Origin of the sequence: Micromonospora sp. WMMD1120 (assembly GCF_029626235.1) — a bacterium.
GTDB lineage: Bacteria > Actinomycetota > Actinomycetes > Mycobacteriales > Micromonosporaceae > Micromonospora.
Genome location: NZ_JARUBO010000005.1, coordinates 322769 through 346694 on the forward strand (window position 1 = coordinate 322769; position 23926 = coordinate 346694).

Here is a 23926-nt window from a genome sequence, read left to right on the forward strand (position 1 = left end):
GCGTCGCGCGGCCGCCCGACGTCCGGGTGTCATGATCGTGCGATGACCCTCGGGGTACGCCAGCAGCCGCGCGGCGCGGACGCGCCGCGCCCCGGCACGCCCGCCGGCCTGGTCGGTTGGCTCACCGGACTGGCCGTCCTCGCCGGGGTGGGTTACCGGCTCTGGCTGCTGGCGTACGCCACCCCACCGACGAACAGCGACGAGGCCACCATGGGGTTGGCCGCGCTGCACATCGCCAGGGGCGAGGACTTCCCGGTCTGGTTCTACGGCCAGCAGTACATGGGCACGCTCGAGGCGTACCTGGCCGCGCCGGTGTTCGCCGTGACCGGTGGGCCTTCGCTGCTCGGCCTACGGCTGCCCACCCTGGCGCTGTACGCGGTGTTCCTGTTGTTGACCTGGCGACTGACGCTGCGGCTGACCGGGGACCGGTGGTTCGGGCTGCTGGTGGTGGCGCTGCTCGCCCTCGGCTCGGACCGGGTGGTCAAGAACCAGCTGATCGCCGGCGGCGGCTACCCCGAGATGAACGCCGCCGGGGCGGCGCTGGCCGTGCTCGCCGTGGACCTGGCCACCGGCCGGTCGCGGTGGCGGCTGGCGCGCTGGGCGGCATGGGGGTCGCTGGCCGGGCTGATGCTCTGGGTCGACCCGCTCGTGCTGCCGTACGTCGTGGCGACCGGGGCGGTGCTCGTCGGGTTCTGCCGTCGCGAGCTGCGCGGAGCGGCCGGTGCGGTGCTCGGGGCGACGGCCGTGCTGGGGGCCGCGCCGCTGCTGCTGCACAGCCTGCTCAACGGGCGGAACCCGCTGACCGCCGTGCTCGCCGCCAGCGGCGCGAACGCCGCCGCCGGCTGGGCGGACCGGCTGTACGGCGGTCTGCTCCTCGGCCCCAGCCTGGGCCTGGGCTTCTGCGCTCCCGGTCGGTGCGCCACCTGGCAACTGTGGTGGTCGCTGGCGCTGCCGCTGCTGCTGGTCGCCGCGGCCGTCACCGCCTGGCGGGCGCTGCGCCGCCCCGCCGTACCCGCCGGCCCTGCCGCGCCCGCCAGCCCCGCCGGCCCTGACGGCCCTGACGGCGCTGAGGGCGCTGACGGCGTCGGCAGGGTGTCGCCCCGGGTGGCGGGCGCGGTCCGGCTGGCGCTGACGGTGGCCGCGGTGGGCACCCTCGGGGCGTACACGGTGAGCAGCTCCGCCGGGCTCACCCCGGTGGAGAGTGCCCGCTACCTGTCCTGCCTGCTCCTCTCCCTGCCGGCGCTGCTCTGGCCGGTGTGGACGGTGGCCCGTGCCGCCCTGCCCCGGCCAGCGTCCGCACCGCGCGCCCTCGGGGCCCGGCTGGTCCGTACGGCCGCGTGGGCGGTGCTCGCCGCCACGCTGGGCACCGCCGCGCACGCCACCTGGCGCGCCGCGGAGACCGCGCCCGCGACCCGGGCCGCCGAGGCACGGCACGCCGAGTTGGTGCGCACCCTGCGTCAGCTCGGCGTACGCCACGTGCGCGCGGGTTACTGGACCTGCAACCGGCTCACCTTCGCCAGCGCCGAGCGGGTGGTCTGCGCCGTCGTCGACGACGGGCTGCGCCCCGGTTTCGACCGCTACCCCGGCTACCGCCGTGAGGTGGACCGCGCCGCCGCGCCCGCCTGGGTCGCGCCGACCGGTTCGCCGCTGGCCGCCGCGCTCGACGCACGCCACGGCCCCGGGCCGGCCGACCTCGACCTGGTCACCATCGACGGTTGGCGGATCTACCTGCCGCGCTGACCCCCGCGTCCCTCCCCCACGCCGCGCGCCGGCCCGGCCGACGGCACCGTCAGCCGGCGGTCAGCCCGGCCCGCTGGGGTCGGCGAGCAGGCCGAGGCGGTGGGCCACGGCGGCGGCCTCCACCCGGTTGGTCACGCCGAGCTTGGCGATGATCCGGGACACGTGCACGCTCGCCGTCTTCGGTGAGATGAACAGCCGCTCGGCGATCCGGCTGTTGCTGTGCCCCTCGGCGACCAACCGCAGCACCTCCCGCTCGCGGGCGGTCAGCAGATCGGAGCCCGCGCCGCCCCCGTCGGTGCCGCGCAGGCCGACGCGTCGGGCCAGGGTGCGGGCCCCCTCCAGCAGCGGCGCCGCGCCCAGACGCCGGGCGATCTCAATGGCCTCGGTGACCGCCGCCGCCGTCTCGTCGCGCTCCCCGGCCGCGGCGCTCGCCTCGGCCAGGGCCAGCAACGCGCGGCCCAACGGGTACGGCTGCCCGTCGGCCCGCCACGCCTCGACCGCCGTACGCCAGGTGCACAGCACCCGGTCGCCGGCCGCGAGCAGCGCGGTGACCTGGGCGGCGTGCGCCCGGGCCGCGGGGTGCCGGGCGGGCAGGTCGGCGGCGAGCGCCGCGACCGAGCCGGCCAGTTCCCGGTCGGCCACCCGGTTCGCGGTACGCGCGGCGGCGCTGAGCACCGGCCACCCCTCCCGGGGCAACCGCGGGAGGCGCTCGTCGGCCACCGCGACGCGGGCCGCGCGGACCGCCTCGACCTTGTCGTCGGTGGCCAGCGCCGCCTCGATCGCCAGCTCGCGCAGGGGCAGGCGGTGGTTCGGCCACAGGTAGGGCCGGCCGAGGAAGGCGAGCGCCCGGTCGACGAGCTCGTCCGCGCCCGGGTGGCCGCGGGCCAATCGCAGACCGGCGCCCAGTTGGAGCCAGTGCAGTCCGGTGACGCCGGGCAGGTCGATCCGGGCGGCCTCCGCGAGGACCGCCTCGGCGTCGTCCCACCGCCCCAGCGCGATCAGCGCCTCCGCCCGGTTGGAGAGCAGGTACGCCCCGGTGGAGCGGCTGATGCCCACCCGCCGCGCCTCCGCGACGCCGGCCTCGGCGGCCTGCGCGGACTCGGCGTAGCGACCCAGCTCGCAGAGCACGTCGGACTGGAACACCTTGGCCAGCACGAGCGCCGACGTGTCGCCGGACGCGCGGGCGACGGCCTCGGCCCGGTCGAGCTCGGCCAGCCCGTGCTCCTGCCACTCCTGGTGGCAGAGCAGGGCGATCCGCGTCGGCAGCAGGATCAGCTCCTCGCCGATCGCCTCCGCGTCCGCCGTCGCCTCGGCGGCCACCCGGGCCGCCTCCGCCGGATCTATCTTGACCAGGTGGGTGGCGATGTCGGCGAGCAGCCGCACCCGCTCCACTCCGGGCGGGCCGCCGGACGCCAACCGGTACGCCTCGTCCAACTCCTTCCGGCCGTCGCTCTTGCCGAGCAGGGCCAGCAGGCGACCCCGCTGGTCCAGCAGGCGGGCGGCGCGCAGCGGCGCGGCGTCGGCGTCCACCTCGGCCAGTCCGGCCCGGGTCAGGGTGATGGCCCGGCTGAAGTCGCCGGCGATGACGGCGGCGTCCAGGGTCTGCTCCAGCAGCGCCAGGTGGTCCATGCCGAGCAGGGCGGCGGCGTCGGGCACCAGCTCCCACAGCTCCAGCGCCCGCTCCAGCAGCCGGCGCTGCTCGGCGTACGCGTACCGCTCGGCGGCGGCGCAGGCCGCGACCCGGGCGGCGACGAGGGCCCGGGGGTGGTCGTGCGCGGCGTGCCAGTGATGGGCGATCTCGGTCGGGGCCAGGCCGGCGGCGACCAGGTGCGGCTGGGCCTCGATGGCGGCGGCGAAGCGGGCGTGCAGCCGGGCGTGCTCGCCGGGCAGCAGCTCGTCGTGCACGGCCTCGCGGACCAGCGCGTGCCGGAACTCGTAGTCACCGTCCCGGTCGGCCACGACCAGTTGGGCGGCGACGGCGGCGCGCAACGCGTCCTCCAGCTCGGCCTCGGGCAGGCCGGCCACCTCGGCGAGCAGGTCGTGGGCGAAACGGGTGCCGCCGGCGGCCGCGATCCGCAGGACCCGCTGGCTCGGCTCGGGCAGCTTGTCCACCCGGGCCAGCAACAGGTCGCGCAGCGTCTCGGGAATCGCCACGCAGCCGATCGGGTCACCGGCGGCGGCCAACTCCTCGATGAAGAACGGGTTGCCCTGGGTGCGCTCGTGCACGTCGTCGACCGCGCGGGCCGGCGGTTCGGCGCCGAACAGGTCGGCGAGGATCGCGCCGGTGCCGTCGCGGTCCAGTCGCCCCAGCTCCACCCGCTGCACACCGCGGGCCCGGTCCAGCTCGGCGAGGAACGGGCGCAACGGGTGTCCCCGCTGCAACTCGTCGGTGCGGTAGGTGCAGACCAGCAGCAGCCGCGCCGGCCGCGCCGCCCGCACCAGGAACCCGATCAGGTCCCGGGTGGACCGGTCGGCCCAGTGCAGGTCCTCGATGACGAGCACCAACGGGCGGGCGTCGGCCAACCGCTGGAACAGCTCGGCAACCAGGTCGAACAGGTAGCCGCGCGGGGCGTCGCTGAGCGGGACCGTACGACGGGTGACGGCCGCCGAGGCCCGACCCAGCTCCGGCAGCAACGGCGCGAACTCCGCCTCGTAGCCGGCGAAGACCTCGGGACCGTCGGCGCGCAGCACCGCCCGTAACGCGGCGGCGAACGGGGCGAACGGCAGGCCCGCCTCGCCCAACTCCAGGCACTGACCGACGAGCACCCGCGCCCCGCCACCGGTCGCGCCACCGGCGAACTCCTCCAGCAGGCGCGTCTTGCCCACGCCCGCCTCGCCGCCGACCAGCACCGTCGTCGGCTCCCCCGCCCGCACCCGGCCCAGCGCCTCGCGCAGCGCGGCGATCTCGCGGTGCCGCCCGACGAGGACGGAGCTGGCGGCTCGTACTGTCACGTGTTCGAGCATGCCATGACGGGCCCCGCCGCCGGCCCCGCCGCTCGCCCCGTGGTCGGGCGGCGGGGCCGGCACGGGCCGACCCGACGGCATGGCAGCTGCCGTACGGGCGGCGTCCGCCGCGGCGGTGGCTCGTGCGGTTGCCGTGGCCGGCGCGGTCACCGGCGGGCGTCGCCGGTGCGACCGGTCGGCCTGCGCCGACCCAGCCAGCCGCGGCCACCGGAGCGGGGCAGCGACCGGGCGAGTCGGTCGGCGGCCACCTCGGCGCGCAGCTCGGCGGCGTGGGTACGGTGCAGCGTGAGCAGGAATTCCGCGTCGTTGCCGAACATGTCAGGCCCCTTCGTCGCGTCGTCGTCTTCTGCTGATGACTCTTCGCGTGAAGGCCCCGACCGGGCATGGGGACAGCGCCTCATCTTCCCCGGCGGCACCCTCCTTACCCGCGCCGGCCGGACGCCCGCGGCGGCGTAAGGTACTCAGCCGGCCGGCACCCGGACGCGGATCAACGGGGCGTGCGACGACCACTAGACTCTGCGACATGGCAAAGCCCCAGGAGAAGGTCTCGTTCGGCCAACGGCTGAAGCAGATCGGGATGGTGTTCCAGTTCACCGCCAAGCAGGACCGGTGGTTCGCGCCGCTGCTCGCCGGCGCGGTGCTCATCCCGCTCGCCCTCACCGTGGTCGCGGTCATCCTCTGGAGCTGGATCTGGCTGCCGCTGGGCATCCTGTTCACCCTGCTCGCGGTGCTGATCGTGCTCAACCTGCGGTCCAACAAGGCGATGATGAACGCCGCCGAGGGGCAACCCGGCGCGGCGGCGCAGATCATGGAGAACATGCGCGGTGACTGGCGGGTGACCCCGGCGGTCAGCTCGACCACCCAGATGGACATGGTCCACCTGGTGATCGGCCGTCCGGGCGTGATCCTGCTGGCCGAGGGGAACCCGCAGCGGGTGCGCGGCCTGCTCGGCCAGGAGAAGCGGCGGCTGTCGAAGGTGATCGGCTCCGCTCCCCTGCACGACTACGTGATCGGGCAGGAGGAGGGCGAGCTGCCGATCCGCAAGCTCCGCACGACGCTGCTGCGCCTGCCCCGCGCGCTCTCCGGCAAGGACGTCAACTCGTTGGACAAGCGTCTCAAGGCGCTCACCGCCCGTCCGCAGATGCCCAAGGGCGCGATCCCGAAGAACATGCGGCCGCCAGGCGCCTTCCGCCAGTCGCGGGGCCGCTGACCCCCCAGGTGTACGACCACGAGAGCCGGACCCCTCAGGTCCGGCTCTCGTCGTAACACCCCGCCGCGCCCCGCCGCACCCCCGCGATCTTGCGCCGCACCCCCGCGATCTTGCACTTTCTGTCCCGACAAAGGGGGTGCATCTGCTCATAGCGACAACAGAAACCGCAAGATCGGCGCGGTTCTCCCCGCAGCGCGGTTCTCCCCGCAGCGCGGTTCTCCCCGCAGCGCGGTTCTCCCCGCAGCGCGGTTCTCTCCGCAGCGCGGGCGCGGGCGGGGCGGTTCAGCCTCGGGGCGCGTCGACGATGACCGAGTCGGCGAGCTTGTCGTGCAGGCCGCGGCGGTGCTCGTCCATGATCAGCGCGGGGACGACGAGGGCCAGCAGCAGGCCCCGGATCAACCCCCGGAGCACACCGATCCGGCCACCGTCGTGCCAGTTGAGGCAGCGGATCTTGGTGATGTACATGCCCGGCGTCTGGGCGAACAGGCCGAGGAAGACGCCGTACACCAGGACCAGCACCAGCACCGGCGCCCATCCGTCGCGGACCGGGTCGGCGAAGAAGTTGGACACCAGCAGGCAGAGCACCCAGTCGACGATCAGCGCTCCGAACCGCCGGCCGAGGCTCGGCGGGGTGAAGGTCGGGTCGGTGGCCGGGGCTGCCGGGGCGTACGGATTGGTCACAGCGGTCAAGGGTATCCGCGCGGCGGCGAGAGGTCGTCCGGCACCACCGCCGCTGTGTGCCGATTCAGGCTAAAGGCATCAGATGTCATTAGACTGGCCCAGTCGGTACGCCGCTCGTGGCGAGCCGGAGGCGTGGACAGGAGCGTCGCCGACGCTCCGCGAGGGACGTAACACGGCAGAAACAACGGAGACACGGCTGGGCAACCCCCCGGCCATAGCGTCGCCAGAAGCCTAGCCACCCCGTGGACGTGCCAGGAGGATGTGTGTTCGCCAATCCCGAGGAACTGCTGCGCTACCTCAAGAACGAGGACGTGAAGTTCGTCGACGTGCGTTTCTGTGACCTGCCCGGCGTGATGCAGCACTTCAACCTGCCGGTCGAGTCCGTCAACGACGACCTCTTCACCGACGGCCTCGCGTTCGACGGCTCGTCGATCCGCGGCTTCCAGGCGATCCACGAGTCGGACATGCTCCTGCTCCCGGACGTCGCCACCGCGTTCATCGACCCGTTCCGCGCGCAGAAGACCCTCGCGCTCAACTTCTTCATCCACGACCCGTTCACGCGTGAGGCCTACACCCGCGACCCGCGCAACGTGGCGAAGAAGGCCGAGGCGTACCTCGCGGCCAGCGGCATCGCCGACACCGCCTACTTCGGCGCCGAGGCGGAGTTCTACATCTTCGACTCGATCCGCCACGAGACCTCCGCGCACCAGTCGTTCTACTACATCGACTCGATCGAGGGCGCCTGGAACACCGGCCGCGAGGAGGCCGGTGGCAACCGCGGCTACAAGACCGCGTACAAGGGCGGCTACTTCCCGGTCCCGCCGGTCGACCACTACGCCGACCTGCGCGACTCGATCGTGCGCCGGCTCGTCGACACCGGGTTCACCGTGGAGCGTTCGCACCACGAGGTGGGCACCGCCGGCCAGTCCGAGATCAACTACAAGTTCTCCACGCTGCTGCACGCCGCCGACCAGCTCCAGCTCTTCAAGTACATCGTGAAGAACGAGGCCTGGGCCAACGGCAAGACCGCCACGTTCATGCCCAAGCCGCTCTTCGGCGACAACGGCTCCGGCATGCACACCCACCAGAGCCTCTGGCTCAACGGCGAGCCGCTGTTCTACGACGAGACCGGTTACGCCGGCCTGTCCGACACCGCCCGCTGGTACATCGGTGGCCTGCTGCACCACGCGCCGTCGCTGCTGGCCTTCACCAACCCGACGGTCAACTCGTACCGCCGCCTGGTGCCGGGCTTCGAGGCGCCGGTCAACCTGGTCTACTCGCAGCGCAACCGCTCCGCGTGCACCCGCATCCCGGTCACCGGCAGCAACCCGAAGGCCAAGCGCGTCGAGTTCCGCGTGCCCGACCCGTCGGCGAACGTCTACCTCGCCTTCTCCGCGATGATGATGGCCGGCCTGGACGGCATCAAGAGCAAGATCGAGCCGCCGACGCCGATCGACAAGGACCTCTACGACCTCCCGCCGGAGGAGTGGGGCGACGTCAAGCAGGTCCCCGGCTCGCTGCCGGCCGTGCTCGACTCCCTCGAGGCCGACCACGACTACCTGCTCGACGGCGGCGTCTTCACCCCCGACCTGATCTCCACCTGGGTCGACTGGAAGCGCGCCAACGAGGTCGACCCGGTCCGCCTGCGTCCGACCCCGCACGAGTTCGCCATGTACTTCGACTGCTGAGCAGTCAGACGCAGGACGACTGCCGAGCAGTCACCGCACCACCGGCCGGGCCGGCTTCGCGATCGCGGAGCCGGCCCGGCTCACTGTGCGCCGCCCCCCGGTATACCTTCGCGTCCGATACATTGCTCCGTGTGGACACACCTCTACGCGAACCGACCTTCCTGATCCTCACCGCGCTGGCCGCCCAGCCGATGCACGGCTACGGGCTGATCGGTGAGGTCGCCGCCCTCTCCGACAACCGCGTGTCGCTACGCCCCGGGACGCTCTACGGGGCGCTCGACCGACTCGTCGACGCAGGCCTCGTCGAGGTCGACCGGGAAGAGGTGGTGGACGGCCGACTGCGCCGCTACTACCGCCTCTCCACCAGCGGTGAGACCACGTTGAGCAGCGAGACCGAGCGGCTGCGCCGCAACGTCGAAGCCGCCACGAGCCGGTTGTCCAAGCGGACTCGTGTCACTCTCCGGACCATCCCGCGCGCGGCCGGAGGGCTGGCATGAACGAGCTGGAACGCCGTTACCTCCGGCTGCTGCGCGCGTACCCCGCCGACTACCGGCGCGCCCGCGGCGCAGAAATCGTCGGCACCTACCTCGACCTGGCCACCCCTGACCAACGTTGGCCGACGCCGGCGGCCGCCGCGGACCTGGTGCGCGGCGGCCTCCGCCAGCGGCTGCGGGCCGCGGGCGTCACCGGGCTGATCCCGGGGGTACGCCTCGCGGCGCTGCTGGCTCTGGTCACCGCGAGCGCTCTCGCCGGCGTCTGGGGTACGGCAGAGCTGCATCCGCCGCCTGCCGAGTGGGGCGTCCCCCACGTCGGCCCGTTCGTCTCGATCGGTGTCGTCACGTGGGCGGCATGGCTGCTGACGGCGATGGTGATCGCCGTCGCGCCGAGCCGGGTCGCCCGGTGGGCCATCACCCTCGCGCTCCTGCTCACGATGGCGCTGCCACCGGTGGCCGCAGCGCTCGACGCATTCCGACCACCGCTGATGGTGCTGCTGCCGCAAATGGTCCTGGGCCTGCTGGGGCTCGCCCTGCCCGACCGACCCTGCCGGGCGATCCGTCTCGCGCCGGCGCTGTCCGCACTGTCGGCGGTGATGGCGACGGAATTCCTGGTGGGCTTGGATGCGGTCGGCACCTACTACGGCGCCACCCTGGAGATCTTTTTGCCCACCGTCGGCGGACTGTTGCTGGTCGTCGGGGCTCTGCTGGCCATGGGTCTGGCACTGGGCGGGGACACCCGCGGCGGCTGGGCGCTCGTCACCCTGCTCACCCCCGCCGGCTTCCTGGCGGTGCCCGGCCTGGCCGACAGCTTCGGCCCGGCGTACGGCGCCATCACCTTCGCAGAACTGGCCGTGACCTCTCTCGCTGTCGCCGTCGCCGGTCCGGCCGCGCTGTTCCTGACCGTTCTGTTCCGCTCCCGCCGGACCTCCACGCCCCAGCTTTCCGAACAACAGTGCCCCACCTGCGGCGCGCGAGCGAGCACGAGCGTGACCCCACGACCCTGACGATCATGAGGTTGGCGAGGTTCCCGTCCGGGTTGTCCCCGTCAACCTCATGATCAATGAGGCCGGCGGCGGGTGACGCGGAGGAGGACGGTCAGAAGCAGCGCGGTCATCGCCAGCGCGCCGGGGGCCTTGGTGAAGCGGGCCAGGTTCGTGCCGTCCGGCAGGGCGAGGAAGGCCGCCACGGCGGCCGGGACCGCGTACCACGTCGTCCGTAGAGCGGTCAGCGCGACCAGCGCGAGGGGCCAGGTGGCGTACCAGGGGTGGAAGACCGGGGACAGGACGACGGTGGCGACCAGCGCCAGCGCCGCGCCGCGCAATACCACCCGGGCGTCGTCAAGTCGGCGCAGTGCCCGCCACGTTCGGTACCAGAGCACCACCAGCACACCGGCGAGCAGGAGCAGGGCGACCGCGCGGATCACCGGTACCGCCTGCGGGTCCCGACCGACCAGCGCGCCGACGTAGTCCACCACGAACCCGACGGCGGTGGGTGGCGACGTCCACTGCTCCGAGTCACCGCTGTGGGTGAGCGCGCCCACCCAGCCGAAGCCGAGCCTGGACAGCGCCGAGGTGACCAGCACCGCGCCGACGAGCCCTCCGGCCAGCCAACCTCCGCCGCACACCAGTGCCCGCACCGTGTACGCGCGTCGCACCCCGGCCAGCACGGCGAACGGCACCACCACCACGGCGGTGGCCTTCACCGTGACCGCCAGCCCGAGCAGCGCCCCGGCCAGCAGCAACGCCGGAGGCTGACCCGGTCGGCGGACCGCCACCAGCAGCCCGCACAGCAGCAGGCCCAGCATCACCGCGTCGTTGTGCGCCCCGGCGACCAGGTGTACGCCGACCAGCGGCCCGGCCAGCGCCAGCCAGGCGGCTCGCCGGGTCGGCACCCGGGCGGCGCGGGCCAGAGCGGGCAGGCAGGCTGCGGCCAGCACCAACCCCGCCACGGCGATCACCCGCAGCAGCACCAGCGTGCCGGTGAGCCCGCCGCCGAACGTGACGGCGAGCGCCGCGAGCAGCACGAACACCGGTCCGTACGGCGCCGGGGTGTCCCGCCAGATCGGCGCGACGGTGTCCAACCACGGGCAGCCCGCCGCCGCCACCCCCACCGCGTACGGGTCGACGCCGTGCGCGTAGGTCCAGCCCTGGCAGGCGTACGAGTAGACGTCCCGGCTGCCCAGCGGCGGCGCGACCAGCAGCGGCAGCGCCCACAGGCCGGCGGTGAGGTACGCCCACCGGGTCGACGGGGTGCCGTCGCGCAGCGACCACCACGCCCCGACCAGCAGGGCGGTGCCGACCAGCCAGCAGGTCAGCGTCGCCGGGCCGCCCGGGGCGCGCCAGATCGACTGCGGTGTCGCGCCGAACGGGGCGTCGGGCAGAGCCCCGCCGAGATACCCGGCCACGGCGAGCAGGACCGCACCGACCAGCCCGACCCACCGAACAACGCCAGCCCACCCCACAAGACCGGCGCACCGTCCCTCAGTCGGCGGCGACCGCCTGACGGGTCGCCCGAGCCGACCGTACCAACCGGATGACCAGCACGATCACCAACAGCGTCATCAGTGGCGCACCGACCGTCTTGGTGTACCGGGGCAGCCCGGTCCCGTCCGGCAGCACCAGGAACGACGCGACCACCGCGACCACGATGAACCATCTGGTCCGCTGGGCGGTGGCCGCGAGCACGAACAACGGCCAGGTCCAGTACCAGGGGTGCACCACGGGGGCGAGCGCGACGGTGAGGGCGAGCGCCAGACCGGCGTGGTACAGCGGGTCGCGGGTGCGGGCCCGCCACCAGAGCCAGACCAACAGCACGGCCAGCAGGACCACGGCGATCCCCCGGGTCACCGGCAATGCGTCGATGTGCGCGCCGAACGGGGCCGCCAGGTAGCCGATGGTCTGGCCGACGGCCGTCGACGGGGAGGTCCAGGCGACGGCCGCCCCGCCCTGGGACAACCCGCCGATCCAGCCGAAGTCCAGCCCGCCGGCGACGGTCACCCCGACGACGGCGACGAGGGTGCCGCCGACCACCCAGCCGCCGTCGCGGATCAGCGTCCTGATCCGGTACGGGCCGGCGGTCGCGGCCAGCGCGGCGAACGGCACCACCACCACGGCGGTCACCTTGATCGCCACCGCGAGTCCGAGGAGCAACCCACCGAGCAGCAGCATTCCGCGCCGGCCCGGGTGGGCCGCCACCACGGCCAGCCCGCCGACCACCGCGGCGAGCATCAGCACGTCGTTGTGCGGGCCGCCGATCAGGTGCGCGGCGACGAGCGGGGAGCCGAGCGCCAGCCACACCGCCCGGCGCGGCGGCACACCGGCCCGGCGCGCCAGCGCCGGCAGGGCCCACGCGGCGCAGAGCACGCCGGCCAGCGACAGCGCCCGGAACAGCACGATGCTGGCGGTCAGCGAGCCGGTCGCCTCGACCACCGCGCCCGCCAGCAGCACGAACAGCGGCCCGTACGGCGCTGGGGTGTCCCGCCAGATGACCGACACCGAGTCCAGCCAGGGGCAGGGCAGCGCGGAGACGCCGTGCTCGTACGGGCTGAGCCCGCCGACGAAGCTGGCCCCCTGGCAGGCGTACGCGTAGACGTCCCGGCTGCCGAACGGCGGCGCGACGAGCAGCGGCAGCAGCCAGAGTCCCACGGTGACCAGCGCCCAGCGTGTGGACGGTCCGCCGTCGCGCAGCGCCCACCAGGCGTACGCGAGCAGGCCGGTGCCGACCGCCCAGGCGGCCAGGATCAGCGGACCGTGCGGTCCCTGCCAGATGCTGACCGGGGTGCTGCGCAACGGGCCGCCGGGGAACGCCCCGCCGAGGAAGGCGGAGAGCGCGAGCAGCGTCGAGCCGGCCAGGCCGGTCCAGCGCGCGAGGTGGGAAGGCACGCCCGACATGCTGCCAGCACGCGTTCGTGGGGCCGACGGCAGCACCGTCAGCAGTGCCCCTCGGGTCGCAGGGCGCTGGAGATGGCGTAGTCGCCGGCGGCGCGGACGCGTGCCTCGGTCCACCCGTCCGCGTCGGGCCGCAGGCAGCCGTCCGGGCCGCTCAGCGTCAACCAGCGGGACCAGCGCACCCGGACCGGCACGTCCCCGGGTTCGGCGGTGAGCCGGACCGCGCCCCGGTCGGCGGCCACGAGGCGACCCGGGGCTCCGACCAGCGGGGTCGGGTCGGCCACCTCGTACAGCCGCCAGGTCGGGTCCCGCCAGACCTCCCGCAGGTACGGCAGGCCGGCGCGGATCAGCGCGGCCTCGTCGCGCCCCCACCGGTCGGCGGGGGCGTCCGGGGCGAGCGCCACGTGGGTCACCGCCTCGCGGCGCAGCCACCGCTCGTACGTCTGCGCGGTCAGGCTGCCGTCGTAGAACAGCGCGTTGCGGTCGCTGTCGACCTGGCGTTCCCAACCGCGCGCCAGCGGCACCGTCGGCGGCAGGTACGCGGACTCCCAGTGGTCGCGCAGCGGCACCACCTCGATCCGGCCGGTCGGCGGCAGCCTGTCGAGTTCCGCGACGAGCGGCCGGTAGAACGTCTCGGCGCTCTCCGGCGAGCCGGCCCGGGTCACGTCACTGGTCATCACCGGGGACTGCCACCAGACGGTGGCGGCGAGCAGCCCGGCGAGCCACGGCGCGGGCAGCGGCGCGTACCCGGCGAGCACGGGCAGCGCGAAGAGCAGCGGCAGGCGCAAGGCGTTGGACCCGATCGGGCTGGGCAGGTAGTACGCCCCGACCAGGAGCAGCACGGTGAGCGCCGCGCCGACGCGCAGCACCCGGCGGCGGCGTGGCAGCACGACCGCCACCAGCACCGCGAGGGCCACGTTGATGCGCATGGACTCGGCCGAGTACGGCTGGGTGCCGCCGTTGCCGAAGAGGGCCGCTATCGGGGCCAGCGTGACGGCGGGCGCCACGGCCAGGACGAACCCCTCCCCCAGCGGTCGCTCCGCGCGCCATCCGCCGGGCAGCGGGCGACCCGGCCCGTCGCCGGTCCGCAGCGCGGACAGCAGCACCGCCGCGCCGGCCAGCCCGGTGAACAGGCCGGCGACCGGGCTCGCCGCCGTCGCCAGGGCCGCGCAGAGGGCGGCGAGCGCCAGCCGGACCCCGCGCGGCGGGCGTTCCGCGCTGACCGCGCAGAGCGCCAGCAGCCCGAACGCCAGCCCGACGGCGAAGGTGACGCGACCGCTGGCCAGGTTGCCGACCAGCACCACAGCGCCGAGGACCCCGGCCAGCAGCGGTCGACGGGCCCGGTTGCGGGCGAACAGCCACCCCAGCGCCGCCGCGCCGACGACGGCGGCGACCGCCCCCAGCGGCCGCACCCCGATCAGCGCGCCCCACCGGGCCGTGAACAGGCTGTAGCCGTACTGGTTGACGCCGCCGTACCAGCCGAAGTCGATCGGCGCGGCCCCGTACCGTTCGGTGAATTCGGCGCGGGCAACCTGGGCGGCGAGGTCGGTGCCCATCGGCGGCGCGAGCAGGAACGCGACGGCGAGCAGCAGCGCCGCCCCGGTCGCCGCCGCCCCGGCGACGCGGGGCGACGCGTTAGGCATCGAGGACCCGTTCGGTAGCGGCGCGGGAGCGGCGGCCGACGCGCAGGAACTCGTCCAGGAACTCCCCCGGGTCGTCCCGCCCGAGCAGCCGGACCACGCCGGCCAACTCCACCCCGTGCCGCGGCAACTGGTCGCCGGCCCGGCCCCGGACCAGCATCAACGCGTTGCGGACCTGGGCGGCCAGGGACCACCCGGCGGCCATCTCCGCGGCGTCCGCCGGGTCGATCAGGCCGGCCCGCTCGGCCGCCGCGAGGGCATCGAGGGTACGCGTGCCGCGCAGCGTCGGGATCGCGCCCGCGTGCCGCAGTTGGACGAGCTGCACCGCCCACTCCACGTCGGCCAGCCGGCCGCGACCGAGCTTCGTGTTGGTGGCCGGGTCGGCGCCCCGGGGCAGCCGCTCGGTCTCCACCCGCGCCTTGATCCGTCGGATCTCGACGATCTGCTCACGGGTCAGCCCGGCGGCCGGGTAGCGGACCGGCTCGATCATCTTCTCGAACTCGGCACCCAGGTCGGCGTCGCCGCAGACGAACCGGGCGCGCAGCAGCGCCTGGGCCTCCCACACCCGCGACCAGCGCGCGTAGTACTGCGCGTACGCGGCGAGGCTGCGGACCAGCGGACCCTGCCGGCCCTCCGGGCGCAGGTCGGCGTCGACGCCCAGCGGCGGGTCGGCGGCGGGTACGCCGAGCAGCCGGCGCAGCTCCTCCGCGATCGCGTGCGCGGCGGCGCTGGCGGCGCTCTCGCTGACCCCGGCGGGCGGGTCGTAGACGAAGAGCACGTCGGCGTCGGAGAGGTAGTTCGACTCGTACCCGCCGAGCCGGCCCATGCCGATCACCGCGAACCGCAGACCCTCCGGCGCCGGCTGGCTGGCCCGGGCGGCGCGCAGCGCGGCGGCGAGTGTGGCGTCGGTGACGTCGGCGAGCGCCGTGCCGACGGCGGTGACGTCGGCCAGGCCGGGGGCGGGCCGACTCGTGCCGTCCGGACGGCTGGGGGTGGGGGCGAGCGCGCCCGCCCGGCAGAGCACGTCGGCGCAGGCCACCCGGAACAGTTCGCGGCGGCGCAGCGCCCGCACCGCGCGGGTCGCCTCGACCGGGTCGGTGTGCCGGGCCGCCGCCGCCAGGAATCCCTCCCGGAGGACCTCGCGCGGGCGCGGCGCCAGCTCGTTCTCCTCGGCCAGCAGCCGCAGCGCCTCCGGGTCGCTGGCCAGCAGGTCGGCGACGTACCGGGACAGCGCGAGGACGCGGGCGAGCCGGCGGGCTACCGGGCCGCCGTCGCGCAGCAGCCGCAGATACCACGGGGTGCTGCCGAGTTTGTCGGACACCGTGCGGTAGTTCAGCAGCCCCCGGTCCGGCTCCGGCGCGTCGGCGAACTCGTCGAGCAGCACCGGCAGCAACGTGCGCTGGATGGCGGCGGTGCGGCTCACTCCGCCGGTCAGCGCCTGGAGGTGCCGCAGCGCCCCGGCCGGGTCGGCGAAGCCCAGGATCTCCAACCGGTTGCGGGCGGCCTCCGGGGTGAGCCGCAGCCCGTCCGCCGGCACCCGGGCCACCGACTCCAGCAGCGGCCGGTAGAGCAGTTTGGCGTGCAGTCGTCGTACCTCGGTGGCGTGGGTGACCCACTCGGCCCGGAAGCTCTCCACGGCGCTGCGCCCCGGCGTGGCGGTGAAGCCCAGCGCGGCGGCGAGCCAGCGCAGCGCGCCCGTCTCGGCGGGCACCGTGTGCGTGCGCCGCAGGCCCTGGAGCTGGAGCCGGTGCTCGACGGTGCGCAGGAAGCGGTAGCCGCGCAGCAGCGCCTCGCCGTCGGCCCGCCCGACGTAGCCGCCCGCGACGAGCGCGCGCAGCGCCGGGATCGTGCCGGGTGGTCGCAGCGTCTCGTCGACCCGGCCGTGCACGAGTTGCAGCAGTTGGACGGCGAACTCGATGTCCCGCAGCCCGCCGGGACCGCGTTTGATCTCGCGCTCCAGCTCCTTCGGCGGGATGTTGTCGATGATCCGGCGGCGCATCGCGCGGACGTCCTCGACCGCCTCGGGCCGCTCGGCGGCCCGCCAGACCAGCGGCGCGAGCTGGTCGATCCACTCCTGGCCCAGCGGCAGGTCGCCGGCGGCCGGCCGGGCCTTGAGCAGCGCCTGGAACTCCCAGGTCCGGGCCCACCTCCGGTAGTACGCCAGGTGGCTGGCGAGGGTCCGGACCAGCGGGCCCCGGCTGCCCTCGGGACGCAGCGCGGCGTCCACCGGCCAGGCGACCAGCCCGCAGACCTGGATCAGCCGGGTGGCCACCACCGTCGCGGCGGGCAGGTCGGCGTCCTCGGCGGCCACGAAGATGACGTCCACATCGGAGACGTAGTTCAGCTCGCCACCGCCGCACTTGCCCATCGCGACGACGGCGAGCCGGGGCCGCTCGGTGCCCTCCGCCAGCTCCCCGACGGCGATCTCGTACGCGGTGGTCAGCGTCGCGTCGGCCAGCGCGGAGAGCGCGGCCATCGTCTGCTCCAGGCCGCGCCCGCCGGTGAGGTCGGCCGCCGCGATCCGCAACAGCGCCATCCGGTACGCGATCCGCAGCGCCGCCACCGGGTTGACGCCGTCGACAGGGTTGACGCCGTCGACCGGCTCCAGCCGGCCCTCGGCGGCCGGTGGCAGGCCGTCGGCCGCGGTGGCCAGTGTCCGACAGTGCTCCGGGTGCGCCACCAGGTGGTCGCCGAGCGCCGACGAGGCGCCGAGCACCGCCACCAGCCGTCGCCGCAGCCCGGGGTCGCCATGCAGCTCCGCGAGGAGCGGCGCCCGGCCGCCGCCGTCGGTCGTCCGGCCCTCGGCCTCGACGATGCGGTGCAGTTGGCGCAGCGCCAGGTCCGGGTCGGCGGCCCGGGACAGCGCGGCGAGCAGTTCGGCGGCCGGTTCGTCGACCGGCTCCTGCTCGGCCGGCCCCCACAGCCCCAGCCCGTCCGGGCCGAGCAGGTCCGCGGCTCGCGCGCCGCCGTCGCCCTCGGCGGTGCCGAATCCGTACCGGGCGAGCCGGCCCGGTGCCCTGGTCGGCCGGCTCATCAGTGCCCGAGCAACGGCAGGCCGCGCCGCGTGGCGCTGTCGTCCAACTCGCCGAGGGCCAGCGCGGCGAACCGGGCGGCGAACGGCTGCCACACCTCCTCGACGTCGGCCAGCACCGCGGCGCAGGCCGCCACCACCAGCTCCGGGTCGTAGCCCAGCTCGGCGAGCTGGGCCGAATCGGTGGCCCAGCCCGCGATCATCTCGGCGTCGCACTCGATGTGGAACTGCAAACCCCAGGCCCGGTCACCGAGGCGGAACGCCTGGTGCGGGTAGCGGGTGGACGCGGCCAGCAGGGTGGCGCCCCGGGGCAGCTCGGTGATCTCGTCGGCGTGCCACTGGAGGACGTCCGGGATCAGCGGCACGTACCGGAACAGCGGATCATGCTCGGCGGCGTCGCGCCGGCCGACGACGCTGGGGCCGATCTCCGGCCCGGACGGGCTGCGCTCGACGAGCCCGGCGTGCGCGGTGGCGAGCAGCTGCGCGCCCAGGCAGACGGCCAGGGTGGGCACCCGGTGCCGGACCGCCTTGCGCAGCAGGCCCTCCACGGCGGGAAACCAGGGGGCGCCGGGCGAGCCGTCCGGCAGCGGGTACGCCTGTTGGTCACCACCGAGCACCACGAGCGCCGCGTAACCCTCCAGGTCGGCGGGGAGTTCATCGCCGGCGTGCGGGCGGACCACCCACAGCTCCAGCCCAGCCTCGGTCAGCCACTCACCCAACCGGCGCGCGTCGTCCGTCGGGTCGTTCTCGATCACCAGCGCGGTTGCCACAGGTCGAGGCTAGCCGGTGCGTCGGACACCGCCTCGCCCCGCCACGGGTCCGTGCCGCTCGCTGGGCGCCCGCGCGGGCGTCGTGGTTAGGCTCTACGGTTGTGATCAGCGAGGACACCGCCGTCGTCCGCCCACCCGTGCTGCGACCGGGTGACACGGTGATGCTGGTGTCACCGTCCGGGCCGACGTCGGCGGAACGGGTGGCCCGGGGCATCGAGTTGCTCACCGGGTGGGGCCTGCGGCCGGTGCCGGCACCGAACGCGTACGCCCGGCACGGCTACCTCGCCGGCACCGACGAGCTGCGCGCCGCCGACCTGAACGCCGCGTTCGCCGACCCCGGGGTACGCGGGATCATCTGCACCCGGGGCGGGTACGGCGCACAGCGGATCGTGGACGCCATCGACATGGCCGCCGTCCGCCGCGACCCGAAGGTGGTGGCCGGCTTCTCCGACATCACCGCGTTGCAGCTCGCCCTCTGGCGGGGCGCCCGGTTGACCGGGGTGCACGGCCCGGGGGCCGCCTGGCGGGACGAGCGGACCCCGCTGCGCTCCGCGGAGTCCCTGCACCACGCGCTGATGACCACCGAACCGGTGTCGATCAGCGCGGTGCCCACCGAGGAGACCTACGACGTACGCGTCCCGGGCCAGGCCAGCGGCACCCTGCTCGGCGGCAACCTGTGCCTGATCGCCGCGTCTATCGGCACCCCGGACCTGCCCGACCTGACCGGCGCGGTGCTGCTGATCGAGGACGTGCAGGAGCCCCCGTACAAGGTCGACCGGATGCTCACCCACCTGCGCCGGGCCGGTGCCCTGGACGGGCTGGCCGGCGTGGCGGTCGGGCAGTTCACCGACTGCGGCGACGGGTGGGACACCACGATCGTCGACGTCCTCACCGACCGCCTCGGCGACCTGGGCGTACCCGTCCTGGGCGGCCTCCCCATCGGCCACGGCCCCCACCAACTGACGGTCCCGATCGGCACCGAAGCAACCCTCAACACCGAAACCCAAACCCTCACGGTCCCCCCCGCAGTCCAGTAACCCCACCCTCCCGCCCCGCCCCCGCCCCTGTCCCCCGCCCCGCCCCACCCCGCCCCGCCCCACCCCGCCCCGTTGATCATGAAGTTATGGCCCTTCGGCACGGGGTGGTTTCTAGGCTTCAGTGCAACTGATCTTGGTTGGGCTGGGGGTGCTGGTGGCGAGGCCGGGTGTGGTGACGTTTGGGCATCGGCAGGTGTTGGAGCATCTGTGGGGGGCAGGGCGGACGATTTCGCAGATCGCGGGTGTGCTCGGGGTGTCGGTGAGCACGGTCTCGCGGGAGGTGGGCCGGTATCACAGTGCCCGGCATGGGACGAAGAACCCGTTGGGGCGGTCGTTGCCGTCGGGGCGGGCTCGGGCGCCGTATCGGTGGGGGTATCAGGCGCAGTGGGCGCAGCGGCGTGCTGACGCGGCGCGGCGTCGGCCGAAGGCGACGAAGTTGGGGGCCGGGACGCGGCTGCGGCAGGTGGTGCGGGGCAGACTGGCGCGTAGGTGGTCTCCGACGCAGATCGCCGCGTGGCTGCGGGCCATGTTCGCTGACCGGCCGGAGTTGCAGGTGTCTCACGAGACGATCTACCAGGCGATCTACGTTCAGTCGCGGGGCAGCCTGCGGGAGGAGTTGACTCGGCAGGTCGCTCTGCGCTCGGGACGCGCCGACCGGCGTGCCCAGTCGCGGCTGGCGGCAGCGGATCGGGGCCGCCGCCCCTGGATCGGGGACCTGCACATCAGTAACCGGCCCGCCGAGGCCACCGACCGGGCCGTGCCGGGTCACTGGGAAGGTGATCTGGTCATCGGCAAGGGCGGCCGCTCGGCGATCGTGACACTGGTCGAACGCGCCACCCGCTACGTGATGCTCGGCGCGCTGCCGCACGGGCGTGACACCGAAGCCGTCATCGGCGTGCTCACCGACCTCACCGCCCGACTACCGACGCACCTACGCCGCTCACTGACCTGGGACCAAGGCAGCGAGATGGCCGCCCACGCGGTCTTCACCGTCGCCACCGGCTGCCCGGTCTACTTCTGCGACCCCCACAGCCCCTGGCAACGCGGCAGCAACGAGAACACCAACGGCCTGCTACGCCAGTACTTCCCCAAAGGCAGCTACGACTTCCGCAGCATCAACCAGAGCGGCCTCGACGAGATCGCCCACGAACTGAACACCCGCCCCCGCCAAACACTCGACTGGGCAACCCCAGCCGAACGCCTAGACCACCTCATCGCCGCCTAACGATTGCACTCACCCCTTGACCCCAAGCGGCGTGTCACGGCGATAACTTCATGATCAACGGGGCGAGACCGGCGGGCTGGGGCCGGGCCGGGTGGGTGGGTGGGTGGGTGGGGTTAGGGGGTGGGTAGGACGGCTAGGGCGCCGGTTTCCAGGGCCGCCCAGACGCCGGTGGGGGTGTGGGTGAGGCCGTGCGGTTCGGCACCGGGGGTGGGTAGGTCGTGGTGGGTGAAGCGGCCGTCGGCGTCGAGATGGCCGATGCGGTTGGCGGCCCACTCGGTGAACCAGACTCCGCCGGCCGGGTCGGCCACGATCCCGTGCGGACGGGCCGTGCGGTCCGGCAGCGGGATCTCGACGATCCGGCCGTCCGGGGTGATCCGGCCGAGCTGACCGGCGGTGATCTCGACGAACCAGACGGCACCGTCCGGGCCGAGGGTGATGCCGACCGGGCCGGCGTCCGGGGTTGGTAGCGGGTGGAGGGTCACGGCGCCGTCGAGGTCGATCCGGCCGATCGCGTTCGCACGGTTGAGCGTGAACCACAGCGCCCGGTCCGCGCCGGCGGTGATCATCGAGGCGAAGCCGCCGGTCACCGGCAACGGGACCGTGGTGACGGCACCGTCGGTGTCCACCCGTCCGATCGAGTCGGAGGTCATCCCGGCGTACCAGAGCGCGCCGTCGGGGCCGGCGGCGATGCCGCCCGGCCCGGTGCCGGCCGGCAGGGTGATCGTGCGCTGCGCACCGTCGACGCTGATCCGGCCGATCCGGTCGTCCCCCGAGCGGGTGAACCAGAGCGCGTCGTCCGGGCCCGCCGTGATGATCAACGGGCGACCACCGGGCGGGTCCAGCGGGTAGGTCCGGACGTCGCCGTCGACCCCCAGACGGGCGATCGCGCCGGCATGGACCAGCGTCAGCCACAGCGCGCCGTCGGAGCCGGCCGTGATGCCGTACGGTCCCGCGCCCGGCTCGACGAGCGGAATCTCCCGAATGTCGACAGTCGTCACGAGCGGTGTCCTTCCGTGGGCGATTCGCCACAGTGACCGGCGGGCCGGTGCCGACACAACCGTTTTATACGCCAGGACTGTCAGCCCGCTGACAGGATCGCCACGGCTCGCACCCAGGCTTCCCGGCCACTGTCGGTGACGACATCGCAGGACTACCGAGTCTCTGGAGGAGAGCATGTCCCGCACCATCCGTAGGAAGCACCTGCTGGCCGGTCTGGCCACCGCCGGCGTCCTCGGCGTCGGGATCGCGGCCCCGACGATCGCGTTCGCCGCCGACACCCCGACGCCGACGCCGAACGCCACCAGCGCCCCGGCGCCCGGCGCGAAGGCCGACCGGCAGAACCAGTTCGCCGAGGAGCTCGCCAAGGAGTTGGGTGTGCCCACCGACAAGGTGACCGCCGCGCTGGAGAAGATCCGCGGGCAGCACCGGCCGGCGGACCGCCCCGATCGGCCCTCCGCAGCGGACCGGCAGGCCGCGCTCAAGGAGCGGCTGGACCAGGCGGTCAAGGACGGCAAGCTCACCCAGGAGCAGGCCGACGCCATCACGAAGGCCGTCGAGGCCGGCGTCTTCCCGGGCCCTGGCGGCCACCGCTGGGCCGGCGGTCACGGCGGCCCGGCCGGCCACGGCCCCGCTTGATCCACTCGCCCTTCCTGAAGTCGGGGTGTCCGGGACCGTCGGACACCCCGACTTCCTTGAACCCGAGTTGATCACCGCCTAGAGCCCGGGTGAGCGAGGTCCGACCGCGCCGGGCCAGGCCACGCCGGCCGGGCCGCGCCGACCAGGCTGCACCCGGATGGGGGAAGGCCCCGCCCGGGCGGGGCCAGATCGCGCGCGGGCCGGGGGTCAGCCCTGCTGGGGCGGGGAGGTGAAGACGCCGACCCGGTTCCCGGCCGGGTCGACAAGGTGGGCCAGGGTGAGCCCGGTCGGCGTGGTCCGGGCCGGCACCAGCACCCGGCCACCGGCCGCCTCGGCCCGCCGGCAGGTCTCCGCGACGTCGGTGACCTCGGCGTAGAAGATCGCGTAGTTCGGCGTGGACCCGTCGGTCGCCCGGACTCCCCCGCCGATCCCGGTGTCGCCACCGGCGCCGGTCACCCGGTAGGAACCGCCGTCGGCAGCGCCCTCCTCGGCGAAGGTCCAGCCGAACAGGTCACCGTAGAAGCGTTCCGTCTCCTCCGGTCGGTCGGTGCCGATCTCGAACCACGTGATGGGCGTCGCGGACATCTGTTGCCTCCAGGGTCTTCCGTGCCGGCCGTTCGGCCGTCGTCGGAAGCAGTCTCGGAGCCGTCCGCGACAACGTCCTGTCGGTGTTTCCGGATCACCCCGGTGGAGTACGCCGGCAACCACCGGACGGCCCTCAGACCAGGCTCAGCGGGCGAACCCGTTCGTGCGGGATGTCGAGGTCGTCCGGGCGCAACTCCCGGACCACCACGTCGGGCAGCGCGTGCACGCTGCGGATCCGGTCGGTACGGAAGCACCGCAGCTCGGCGCGGAGGCGGCACCAGGCCAACAGGTACCAGTGTCGGCTGTTGCCGAGGTACCCCAACGGCTCGACGTCCCGGGTCGAGTCGCTGCCGGCACGGTCGGCGTACCGGATGCGCAGCACCCGCCGCGCGGCGACCGCGTCGGCGACGATGGCCGGGACGGGCGTGGCCGGCCCGTCGCCGACCAGGTGCACCCGGGCGGCGAGCCGGTGCGCCTCGGCGGCGTCGGCGGCCGGCAGCACCGCCACCAGCTTCCGCAGCGCGGTGGCGCCCGGCCCGGCGAACGGCGTGCCGGCGAGCCGGTGCAGCGCCACGGCCATCGCGACCGCCTCGGCGGCGGTCAGGTTGACCGGCGGCAGGGTGTGGGCGCGATCCAGCACGTACCCGCCGGTGCGCCCGGCCTCCGCCCAGATCGGCACCCCGGCCTGCTGGAGCGCGCCGATGTCGCGCTCGATGGTCCGGCTGCTGACCTCGAAACGCACCGCCAACCACCGTGCGCTGCGCGGCCGTGGCGACACCGCCCGCAGCTCCTCGACCAGGGCGTAGAGGCGATCCGTGCGGTTCATACCCGGCACGCTACGACCGGGGTACGACGACCGCCCGCGCCCCGAGACGCGCGCCTCGACTGCGGGCGGGCTCAGGCGATGCAGGCGCAGACGATCAGCGCGGCCCCGAAGTGGGTGGCGGCGCTGACCCGGGCCGCCGGGTGCGGCTCGGCGGAGCAGATGACCTCACCGAGCTTGCCCGGGGTGAGCAGGTCCAGCACGACGAAGGCCAACGCCATGATGGCCAGCCCGACCAGCCCGAAGACCACGGTGGAGGCGAGCCCCTTACCGAAGTCGCTGTAGCTGGTCAGGATCGCGGTGAACACGATCCCGGCGATGCCCAGCTGGTTGGCGGCGAGCAGCAGCCCCGCGTTGGTGTTGCGGTCGACCCAGATCAGGTCGCGCAGCCGGCCCGGGGTCAGCAGGTCGACCAGGCCGAAGCCGGCCGCCATCAGCCCGACGCCGACGATCCCGAACACGACGCTCTGCCAGGCACCGCTGAGCAGGTCCTCCAGCACCGACTGCCTCCCG

The 23926-nt window shown here is 74.3% G+C and carries 20 protein-coding genes; 8 read left to right on the top strand and 12 right to left on the bottom strand.

Features of this window, described 5'->3' with window-relative positions:
• The first annotated feature begins 42 nt into the window (after positions 1-42).
• Positions 43-1740, top strand: coding sequence for a hypothetical protein (locus O7634_RS01520; protein WP_278148384.1), 1698 nt, complete (start codon positions 43-45; stop codon positions 1738-1740).
• 60 nt (positions 1741-1800) lie between these two features.
• Here O7634_RS01520 and O7634_RS01525 read toward each other — a convergent pair whose 3' ends face one another.
• A complete protein-coding gene (locus O7634_RS01525) occupies positions 1801-4692 on the bottom strand; it encodes a helix-turn-helix transcriptional regulator (protein WP_278148385.1) in 2892 nt (963 codons plus the stop codon).
• A gap of 158 nt (positions 4693-4850) precedes the next feature.
• Positions 4851-5021, bottom strand: a complete 171-nt coding sequence (locus O7634_RS01530; protein ID WP_278148386.1) for a hypothetical protein — start codon at positions 5019-5021, stop codon at positions 4851-4853.
• Between the two features lie 206 nt (positions 5022-5227).
• Between O7634_RS01530 and O7634_RS01535 the strand changes: the two genes are divergently transcribed.
• Positions 5228-5914, top strand: coding sequence for a DUF4191 domain-containing protein (locus tag O7634_RS01535; RefSeq protein WP_278148387.1), 687 nt, complete (start codon positions 5228-5230; stop codon positions 5912-5914).
• A gap of 282 nt (positions 5915-6196) precedes the next feature.
• On the opposite strand, the gene O7634_RS01540 is transcribed toward O7634_RS01535, so the two are convergent.
• Positions 6197-6595 (bottom strand): RDD family protein, encoded by a 399-nt coding sequence (locus O7634_RS01540; protein ID WP_278148388.1) that lies wholly within the window; start codon positions 6593-6595, stop codon positions 6197-6199.
• Positions 6596-6858: 263 nt separating this feature from the next.
• Here O7634_RS01540 and glnA point away from each other — a divergent pair, with 263 nt between their 5' ends.
• The 3 genes from glnA (at position 6859) to O7634_RS01555 (ending at position 9784) form a co-directional block, all read left to right on the top strand.
• Positions 6859-8283 (top strand): type I glutamate--ammonia ligase, encoded by a 1425-nt coding sequence (gene glnA, locus O7634_RS01545; protein ID WP_278148389.1) that lies wholly within the window; start codon positions 6859-6861, stop codon positions 8281-8283.
• A gap of 131 nt (positions 8284-8414) precedes the next feature.
• Complete coding sequence (locus O7634_RS01550) at positions 8415-8780, top strand: PadR family transcriptional regulator (RefSeq protein WP_278148390.1); 366 nt, start codon at positions 8415-8417, stop codon at positions 8778-8780.
• Positions 8777-9784: a hypothetical protein gene (locus O7634_RS01555; RefSeq protein WP_278148391.1), complete on the top strand. Its 1008-nt coding sequence runs from the start codon at positions 8777-8779 to the stop codon at positions 9782-9784. Before O7634_RS01550 ends, O7634_RS01555 begins: the two co-directional genes overlap by 4 nt.
• A gap of 53 nt (positions 9785-9837) precedes the next feature.
• Here O7634_RS01555 and mptB (O7634_RS01560) read toward each other — a convergent pair whose 3' ends face one another.
• The 5 genes from mptB (O7634_RS01560) to O7634_RS01580 are packed head-to-tail and all read right to left on the bottom strand — an operon-like array spanning position 9838 to position 18108.
• The gene (gene mptB / locus O7634_RS01560) at positions 9838-11241 is read right to left on the bottom strand and encodes a polyprenol phosphomannose-dependent alpha 1,6 mannosyltransferase MptB (protein ID WP_278148392.1); all 1404 of its coding nucleotides are present in this window, start codon (positions 11239-11241) and stop codon (positions 9838-9840) included.
• 19 nt (positions 11242-11260) lie between these two features.
• On the bottom strand, positions 11261-12661 hold the full coding sequence (gene mptB / locus O7634_RS01565) for a polyprenol phosphomannose-dependent alpha 1,6 mannosyltransferase MptB (RefSeq protein ID WP_278148393.1): 1401 nt from the start codon (positions 12659-12661) through the stop codon (positions 11261-11263).
• A gap of 47 nt (positions 12662-12708) precedes the next feature.
• Positions 12709-14310: a hypothetical protein gene (locus O7634_RS01570; RefSeq protein WP_278148394.1), complete on the bottom strand. Its 1602-nt coding sequence runs from the start codon at positions 14308-14310 to the stop codon at positions 12709-12711.
• A complete protein-coding gene (locus tag O7634_RS01575; RefSeq protein WP_278148395.1) occupies positions 14303-17341 on the bottom strand; it encodes a bifunctional [glutamine synthetase] adenylyltransferase/[glutamine synthetase]-adenylyl-L-tyrosine phosphorylase in 3039 nt (1012 codons plus the stop codon). The genes O7634_RS01570 and O7634_RS01575 overlap by 8 nt, the downstream gene beginning before the upstream one ends.
• The gene (locus tag O7634_RS01580; protein ID WP_278148396.1) at positions 17341-18108 is read right to left on the bottom strand and encodes a type 1 glutamine amidotransferase; all 768 of its coding nucleotides are present in this window, start codon (positions 18106-18108) and stop codon (positions 17341-17343) included. The genes O7634_RS01575 and O7634_RS01580 overlap by 1 nt, the downstream gene beginning before the upstream one ends.
• 101 nt (positions 18109-18209) lie before the next feature.
• Between O7634_RS01580 and O7634_RS01585 the strand changes: the two genes are divergently transcribed.
• Positions 18210-19145 (top strand): LD-carboxypeptidase, encoded by a 936-nt coding sequence (locus tag O7634_RS01585; protein ID WP_278148397.1) that lies wholly within the window; start codon positions 18210-18212, stop codon positions 19143-19145.
• Between the two features lie 259 nt (positions 19146-19404).
• Positions 19405-20370, top strand: a complete 966-nt coding sequence (locus O7634_RS01590; protein ID WP_347404235.1) for an IS30 family transposase — start codon at positions 19405-19407, stop codon at positions 20368-20370.
• A 113-nt stretch (positions 20371-20483) separates the two neighbouring features.
• Here the strand turns inward: O7634_RS01590 and O7634_RS01595 are convergent, their stop codons facing one another.
• A complete protein-coding gene (locus O7634_RS01595) occupies positions 20484-21368 on the bottom strand; it encodes a virginiamycin B lyase (RefSeq protein WP_278148399.1) in 885 nt (294 codons plus the stop codon).
• A gap of 175 nt (positions 21369-21543) precedes the next feature.
• Here O7634_RS01595 and O7634_RS01600 point away from each other — a divergent pair, with 175 nt between their 5' ends.
• Positions 21544-22005, top strand: a complete 462-nt coding sequence (locus O7634_RS01600) for a hypothetical protein (RefSeq protein WP_278148400.1) — start codon at positions 21544-21546, stop codon at positions 22003-22005.
• 207 nt (positions 22006-22212) lie between these two features.
• Here the strand turns inward: O7634_RS01600 and O7634_RS01605 are convergent, their stop codons facing one another.
• From O7634_RS01605 to O7634_RS01615, 3 genes are all read right to left on the bottom strand, one after another.
• Positions 22213-22590, bottom strand: coding sequence for a VOC family protein (locus tag O7634_RS01605; RefSeq protein WP_278148401.1), 378 nt, complete (start codon positions 22588-22590; stop codon positions 22213-22215).
• Between the two features lie 133 nt (positions 22591-22723).
• Entirely contained in the window at positions 22724-23416 is a 693-nt protein-coding gene (locus tag O7634_RS01610) for a WYL domain-containing protein (RefSeq protein WP_278148402.1), read from the bottom strand.
• Between the two features lie 71 nt (positions 23417-23487).
• The gene (locus O7634_RS01615) at positions 23488-23913 is read right to left on the bottom strand and encodes a DUF350 domain-containing protein (protein WP_278148403.1); all 426 of its coding nucleotides are present in this window, start codon (positions 23911-23913) and stop codon (positions 23488-23490) included.
• Positions 23914-23926 lie beyond the last annotated feature (13 nt).

What these genes read in the sequence shown, in the direction of transcription:
- O7634_RS01610 (WP_278148402.1), bottom strand. Translation starts at nt 23,416, where the DNA reads ATGAACCGCACGGATCGCCTCTACGCCCTGGTCGAGGAGCTGCGGGCG.
- O7634_RS01570 (WP_278148394.1), bottom strand. Translation starts at nt 14,310, where the DNA reads ATGCCTAACGCGTCGCCCCGCGTCGCCGGGGCGGCGGCGACCGGGGCG.
- O7634_RS01535 (WP_278148387.1), top strand. Translation starts at nt 5,228, where the DNA reads ATGGCAAAGCCCCAGGAGAAGGTCTCGTTCGGCCAACGGCTGAAGCAG.
- O7634_RS01530 (WP_278148386.1), bottom strand. Translation starts at nt 5,021, where the DNA reads ATGTTCGGCAACGACGCGGAATTCCTGCTCACGCTGCACCGTACCCAC.
- O7634_RS01575 (WP_278148395.1), bottom strand. Translation starts at nt 17,341, where the DNA reads ATGAGCCGGCCGACCAGGGCACCGGGCCGGCTCGCCCGGTACGGATTC.
- O7634_RS01520 (WP_278148384.1), top strand. Translation starts at nt 43, where the DNA reads ATGACCCTCGGGGTACGCCAGCAGCCGCGCGGCGCGGACGCGCCGCGC.
- O7634_RS01605 (WP_278148401.1), bottom strand. Translation starts at nt 22,590, where the DNA reads ATGTCCGCGACGCCCATCACGTGGTTCGAGATCGGCACCGACCGACCG.
- O7634_RS01600 (WP_278148400.1), top strand. Translation starts at nt 21,544, where the DNA reads ATGTCCCGCACCATCCGTAGGAAGCACCTGCTGGCCGGTCTGGCCACC.
- O7634_RS01555 (WP_278148391.1), top strand. Translation starts at nt 8,777, where the DNA reads ATGAACGAGCTGGAACGCCGTTACCTCCGGCTGCTGCGCGCGTACCCC.